Here is a 6,725-nt window from a genome sequence, read left to right on the forward strand (position 1 = left end):
TGGTTCCGGTACCGGAAAAACAAGAAATCAGGAAACGGGTGAAACAATGACAAATAACGAAATAGAAGCATTTATCGCGACAATCGAACATGGATCAATATCGGCAGCAGCCCAGGAGCTGTATGTTGGGCAGCCGACGCTGTCGGCCAGGATCAGGACGCTGGAGGAAGAGCTGGGGGTCACGCTCTTTACCAGAAAGCGGGGACAGCGGATCACGGAGCTGACACCGGACGGGAAAAAATTCGAGCCCTACGCGCGGAAATGGAAAGAGCTGTGGGACAACACGCAGTTCGCTCTGAACAATGAAATCGATCAGACGCTGAGCGTCGCGTCGGGGTACAGCATTAATTCCTATATCATGCCGGAGGTGTACTCCCGTTTGGTGAAAAAGGTAAAGGGTGTGGCGCTGCGCATGGACGGAAACCACTATACTGAGGTGTTCCGTCTGCTGGAAACGGGGGATGTGGATGTTGGCTTTGTGCCGAATCTGCGCTATTCCAGACAGCTGCAGACCCATTCTCTGTACCGGGAGGAGCTGGTCGTGATCACCGGGAAAAAGGGGCGGATGTCAGGACCGGTTCATCCCAGCGAGCTCAGTCAGGAAAAAGAGGTGCATCTCGCGTGGGACAGCAATTATTCTCAGTGGTACAAGTACTGGTTCGGTGGAATTGAGCATGTGGGCGTGCAGAGCTGTGACATTGTCTTCGCTATAGAAGCGGTTGCCCAGAGTGACCGTTGGGCGGTGGTCCCGGTCACGATCGCAAAGCTGATGGAAAAAAGAGGAATGCTCTACCAGCCGATTCTGGAGAGTCCGAAACCGAAGATCACGAGCATGCTGTGCCGGAAGGACTTCGACCACTATCCGGTGCTGCCGGAGCTGCTGCACATCATGAAACGCGTGGTGACAGAGCTGGGCGCAGAATGGATATTCGAAGAGATATAACTCCGGTGAGAGAAACCGATTACTAAAAAATTAAGTGGTCAGAATACGAAAAGTCAAAAAAGCACAAGAAAACGAATGAAACATAAAGAAAATCGGTGAAAATACAGATAAAATTAAAGAAATGCTTGCTCTGATTAAGAAAATTTAGTAAATAAATTATTGGAAATTCACTATTTTTTTATGCAATATGTTATAATGAGGGCACACTGAAGTGTGCGTGAATCCTCAGTCTTCGACTGGCGGCACGCAATAATAACTACAAATATTATGAGAAAAGAGGTCGTGCAATGAAGAAGATTATTAACAACCCGGATCACGTCGTGGACGAAATGATGGCTGGCTATATCAGCGCCTACAGACGGTACTTTGAAAAGCACCCAAGTGTTAACGGAGTGATTTCGAAACAGAGAAGAAAAGACAAAGTTGCGCTGGTAATTGGCGGTGGAAGCGGTCATGAGCCTATGTTCTCCGGTTTTGTGGGAAAAGGTCTTGCAGATGCGGCTGCATGCGGAAACATCTTTGCCTCCCCGGATCCGAACACCATCTATGAGACGGCGAAAGCGGTAGACCAGGGGAAAGGGGTCATTTTCGTTTACGGCTGCTATGCCGGTGACAATCTGAACTTTGATATGGGAGAGGAATTTCTGAACGGAGACGGAATTGCAACAACCCATGTCCGTGTCCGGGACGATGTGGCTTCTGCACCGAAGGATAGAATCGAGGACCGCCGCGGTATCGCGGGAGATGTGTTCGTGGTCAAGACGGCCGGAGCGGCCTGTGATTCGGGAAGAAGTCTGGAGGAAGTGACAAGGGTCACAGAGAAGGCGAGAGATAACACGAGAACAATCGGCGTGGCTACCGCGCCGGCGCAGCTCCCGGGAGTGGACAAACCGATCTTCGAGCTGGGTGAAAATGAAATCGAGTATGGTATGGGACTTCATGGGGAGCGCGGTGTCCTGCGTACGACATGGGAGGATGCCGATGTCCTCGTTACGAAAATGTACGGGCAGATCATGGAGGATGCCGACCTGAAATCAGGCGATGAGGTCTGTGTGCTCGTGAATGGTTTGGGTTCCACAACGATCACCGAGCTGGCGATTGCCTACCGCAAGGTGAAGGAACTGCTCGACAAGGATGGAATCAAAGTTCACGATACAGATCTGAACAGCTATTGTACAAGCCAGGAGATGGGCGGATTTTCCATTACTCTGTTCAAGCTGGACGACGAACTGAAAGAACTGTATGATATGCCGTGTTACTGCCCGTATTATGCAAAGGGCGAGCTCACAGGAGCGAATATGAGTGACGTGGAGGAGAATGCTCCGGTAGAGGCGGAGCCGGAATTTGATGAAAATGATGTGGAAGAAGCGGCAGTCACCAGAAGCAGAGCCGGTGAACTGACAGAGCTGAGTGCCGAGGATGCCAGAAATATGCTCATTTACATAGCGGACAAGGTGATTGCACAGAAGCTGTACCTGACAGAGATTGACAGTGCAATCGGGGACGGAGACCATGGGATCGGCATGGCCGGCGGTATGCAGAAAGCAAAGAGAAAGCTTTTGCAGATGCAGGGAACAGAAGATGTATACGCCGTTTTTGCAGCGGCAGGAAAAGCGATGCTACTGTCTATGGGCGGAGCCTCCGGTGTGATATTCGGCAGCCTTTATCTTGCGGGTGCCAAAGATGCAGAACCGAAGAGCGTACTTGGGGCTGCGGATATTGCGCGAATGGAGCGCAAGAGTCTTGGAGCCATTCAGGATAGAGGAAAAGCCGAGATCGGAGACAAGACGATGGTCGATGCGCTTGCCCCGGCGGTGGCCGCGATGGAGGCTAACACGGACAAGACCCTGCTCGAGATGTTGAAGAAAGCTGAGGAGGCGGCAAAACAGGGAGTGGAAGACACCAAGAAGTACCAGGCGAAATTCGGCCGCGCCAAGTCACTAATGGAGCGGGCAATCGGATACCAGGATGCAGGGGCTACTTCGGTGTGGCTCATTTTCCAGGGGATGAGAGAATTCGTGGAAGATAAGATGTAACGGATGTTCCGGCTGGGGTTCTGGCTTAGGTCTATCTTTTGCAGTGAAAACCCGCAGATTGCTTGAAAACAAAGCTTTCTGCGGGTTTTTATGTAATAGGAAGTTTTCTGAACTTTCCTCGTATTACATAAAGCGCCTCCTCAGCTACTAACTGTTTTGACAGCGTGGTATAGACTTGAATATTGTTGGAACTGATAGCCATATGAGACCTCCAAATATTAAATAGTACAGTCATTTTAGCATAATTCGAAAGAAGGAGCAATATGGAAGAAAAGTAGAGAAAAGCATACTTTAAACATATTGTATTTCATCGTACAAGACTGTATAATGGACATACTAAAGATAGCGGAGGAATTTTATGAGTTATTAGACCACAGATGGCTTAATGCGCCACTTACGAAATAATGGAATTGCCATCTCAGGCAGTACTCAGAAACGGCAATTAATGAATACTGGATATTTTCATGGATACAAGGGGTATCGCTTTTTTAAGAATGCCCAGATTGGTTTACCATTCACATCATATGATGAAGTCTATGCAACGATTCAGTATGATTCAGCATTGAAATCTTTGTTTTACGGAAAGATGATGTTTATTGAAACGGCAGTGAAGAATATTGCCCTTGAAAGTATACTTGTTCATGCAAACTCGGAGAATATTCAAGATATGTTCGATAGAGTAGTTAGTGGATATAAAAATGCACCTGCTACTTTTACTACAGAACAAAAGAAAAAACTGCAACAAAACAAATTGAATTTGCAAAACTCCATTCAGTCAAGTTTGGCGTATGCTTACAAAAAAGATAATCCTAAAATCACACATTTTTATAACAATGATGGTTATTCAGGTGTACCGATTTGGGCTCTGTTCGAAATTATGACGATGGGTGATTTGGGATACCTGCTTTCGTGTCTTACGTATGACGTGCGAGATGATATTTCAAAGAGACTGGGAATTAATGTTTCTTGTGACACTAATAGGCAATTACTTTTCAAATACATATATACGTTTAAGGATTTGAGAAGTGCGATAGCACATAATGCGGTGGTGTTCGATACACGTTTTCGTAATATTGATCCGAATAATGCTATGAAGCAATGCTTAAAGCTAGAAATCGGATTACCTTATGTGAATTTTAAAACCATAGGAGATTATGTTATTCTTATGTGTTATTATTTGAAATTGCTTCAAGTATCGAAGACAGAATTGAAAGCGTTCATTCGAGATTTTGAAAAGATAACAGAGGACTTCAGAAATTCTGTAAATCCGAATGTTGCATCGATTGTAATTCATCCAGACTTATCGTCACGTATGAATTTTTTGAAAAACTTTCTTTAAAACTTGCATTTTAGAGGTGGTTATTGTATACTATAGATACTAATTGGGGTATGTGTTTGCGGACACATACTTGAGAGAGCCAGAGAAATCTGGCTCTCTTGCATTATAAGGAAAAACTCGTCATTGCAAGATCTTGTAGTGGAGTGTTTTTCCTTTATTTGACTTCTAGCATTGTGCATAAAAAGAGAGATTGATATACTGGAATAAGCGGAGAAACAATATGGCGGATACTAAAAAAGAGCATTATGTACCAAGATGCTATCTTGAAAATTATGTCGGCGAAAATCAGAGGATAAAGTATTTGATAAATTTAAGATGCAAAAAAGGGAACAGCGTATTATGGATGTTGCCATGGAAAATTACTTTTATGATATAAAGTTTGATGAATTAATACAAAAGGCAGAAGAGGATGAACAAGAAAAAATAAAATCAGATTTGCAAGAAATTGTAGGTAAAGATAAATGGGAAGACGTGTTAAAAGTCCTTGATGAAAAACATATTGAAAAGGCTTTTTGGAGAGAAGTAGAATGTATTTACAGTGAGCTCCTTAAGCAATTGATTAAGAAAAGTTATGGTGGAAATAGTTTGGTAATGCAGAATTGCTATGCGTTTTCGGAAAGTGAAAAAAGCTGGTATCTTGGTTTGTGGAGATTGTGGTTACAATATGCAACGTGTAACCTGTAGGGATGGTTATGAATGTGGAACCTATTATAAAAAGGGGAATGCATTATGTAATTCTCACTTTATAAAAAAATCGGTGCTTGACGATATTGTCAGAAATGAAATTCAAAAACAAGGAAAGAAGGCACTGAAAGAGGTTGATAAAGATGAAATACTAAAATTGGCAGATCATAAAAGGGAGGTGGAAAGAAAATGTTCAGAGGCGGATAAAGAGATAGAGGGTTTGGAAAAACAGCTTGCTGGAATTCAAAAGTATAAGAAGAAAAATCAGGAGTACTCACTGAGGATCTGGAAGAAATCGTTCAAATTGCAGTTCAGGAAAATGAAGTAGCACTGAATCTTCAGATATGGAAATATTATCAGGATGAAGTAGATAATTCCATTGAATCTCCTTCGGGAGTTAGAGCTGGGCCGTTGCAGCAACGACTGGGATCACAGCAATTTTTTTATTTTCTACGGAAAACATTATCCTTACTATTCCCTCTACTGCCAGTCTTCTTATGGAGTGGGGGGAGTGCAGGGGAATGATCCGTTTTTTGTATGGGGATGATTGCGATATAATAGGACTAAATCAAAGGAAAGCCCATAAATAAAAGGGAATTTCGCTGGTTTAGTCCAAATTTGTTTTAGAGATTGGACAGCGCTGAACAAACTCATATCAACATAATAGATTGATTCGATATAATAATCATTATTTTATCATCAATCCAATCGTTGATGCAATAATAAGAAAATGAAGCAGGACTAAATTAGCTTGTGGCAAAACTATTGTCATACACTTTGAAGCTAATCGGGTCCTGCTTTTTGTATTTAGAACAAGGAGGATATGGATGGCAACAAAGATAGTCGAGCTAATTATAGTCATAGTTATAGCAGTATTTTACACAATGACATTTGCCTTATGCAAAGCATCAGGCAATGCAGAAAGAAGATATGAGGAATTAGCTGCAGAGAAATTTGGCACACCGGGAGGTGATGTCAATGCAGTTTAACCTTGAAGGAATTACGATCAACAGTGAAGAAGACTTCCTGAAATTGATCGAACAGATTAACACAGATATAGAATTTGATAATTGTTTTAAGAAAGACAAGCCTGCCGAAAAATTGTTAGATAAAAAATACTTGATAACAAGATACAGAGCACTGGCTGCAAAAGAAAAACGAAAGTCATTTCGTGAGGAACATGATTGTATGTACTGTCTCTATTATGAGAATAGATCTTGTAAGGCAGACAGGGTATGTCCAATAGAAGTTCAAGAAAAAGCAGAGAACAATAGAAAACCTGAAAAAGCAGGATGTTCAAAAGACAAGGAGCTTCCTGTATACTTTAAAGAGTAAAGGGAATTGACCAAAAAGAATACCTCAGGTAATTATTCCTTGGATTAGATTATTCGAGGAAATAGCAAAAATATTAGGGGAATCCAATGCTGTCACTCAATCTCCTCGAATAATCTTCGGTTTATATTTATTTTAGAAAACCAGGAACATTGCTTATTGTATGTGTCTCATTTTCGGCTTTCGTTTCAGGGAACCACTTTGAAGACCAGTTTTTTAAATCTCTGTCCATCTTTTGCTGTGACAGGACAGCATACAGAGATGTGGTATACACCGAGGAATGGCCGAGAAATGTGCGGATCACCTCCATTTCAATCCCAGATTCAAGCATATGCGAAGCGGCTGTCCGGCGCATCGTGTGAGGGGTATAATTGCCAGCTTTAAATTTATC

General features: G+C 42.7%; 8 protein-coding genes. 7 read left to right on the forward strand and 1 reads right to left on the reverse strand.

Annotated elements, in window-relative coordinates:
* The first annotated feature begins 46 nt into the window (after positions 1–46).
* From BUB85_RS02900 to BUB85_RS02920, 7 genes are all read left to right on the forward strand, one after another.
* Positions 47–943 carry a LysR family transcriptional regulator gene (locus tag BUB85_RS02900; RefSeq protein WP_073104739.1) on the forward strand — a complete coding sequence of 299 codons (897 nt, stop codon included), beginning with the start codon at positions 47–49 and terminating at the stop codon, positions 941–943.
* A 287-nt stretch (positions 944–1,230) separates the two neighbouring features.
* The gene (dhaL, locus tag BUB85_RS02905) at positions 1,231–2,979 is read left to right on the forward strand and encodes a dihydroxyacetone kinase subunit DhaL (RefSeq protein ID WP_073104743.1); all 1,749 of its coding nucleotides are present in this window, start codon (positions 1,231–1,233) and stop codon (positions 2,977–2,979) included.
* A gap of 445 nt (positions 2,980–3,424) precedes the next feature.
* Entirely contained in the window at positions 3,425–4,318 is an 894-nt protein-coding gene (locus BUB85_RS02910; RefSeq protein ID WP_242945332.1) for an Abi family protein, read from the forward strand.
* A 339-nt stretch (positions 4,319–4,657) separates the two neighbouring features.
* A complete protein-coding gene (locus BUB85_RS21095) occupies positions 4,658–5,002 on the forward strand; it encodes a hypothetical protein (RefSeq protein ID WP_143160651.1) in 345 nt (114 codons plus the stop codon).
* A complete protein-coding gene (locus BUB85_RS02915; protein WP_242945333.1) occupies positions 4,983–5,330 on the forward strand; it encodes a hypothetical protein in 348 nt (115 codons plus the stop codon). Before BUB85_RS21095 ends, BUB85_RS02915 begins: the two co-directional genes overlap by 20 nt.
* Before the next feature lie 499 nt (positions 5,331–5,829).
* Positions 5,830–5,991, forward strand: coding sequence for a hypothetical protein (locus tag BUB85_RS21380; RefSeq protein WP_159434609.1), 162 nt, complete (start codon positions 5,830–5,832; stop codon positions 5,989–5,991).
* On the forward strand, positions 5,981–6,337 hold the full coding sequence (locus BUB85_RS02920) for a hypothetical protein (RefSeq protein WP_073104751.1): 357 nt from the start codon (positions 5,981–5,983) through the stop codon (positions 6,335–6,337). Before BUB85_RS21380 ends, BUB85_RS02920 begins: the two co-directional genes overlap by 11 nt.
* 127 nt (positions 6,338–6,464) lie before the next feature.
* Here the strand turns inward: BUB85_RS02920 and BUB85_RS02925 are convergent.
* The coding region (locus BUB85_RS02925) for a tyrosine-type recombinase/integrase (protein ID WP_159434610.1) at positions 6,465–6,725 on the reverse strand (261 nt) is incomplete at its 5' end.

It is taken from the genome of Hespellia stercorisuis DSM 15480, assembly GCF_900142165.1.
In the GTDB taxonomy this organism is placed as follows: domain Bacteria; phylum Bacillota; class Clostridia; order Lachnospirales; family Lachnospiraceae; genus Hespellia; species Hespellia stercorisuis.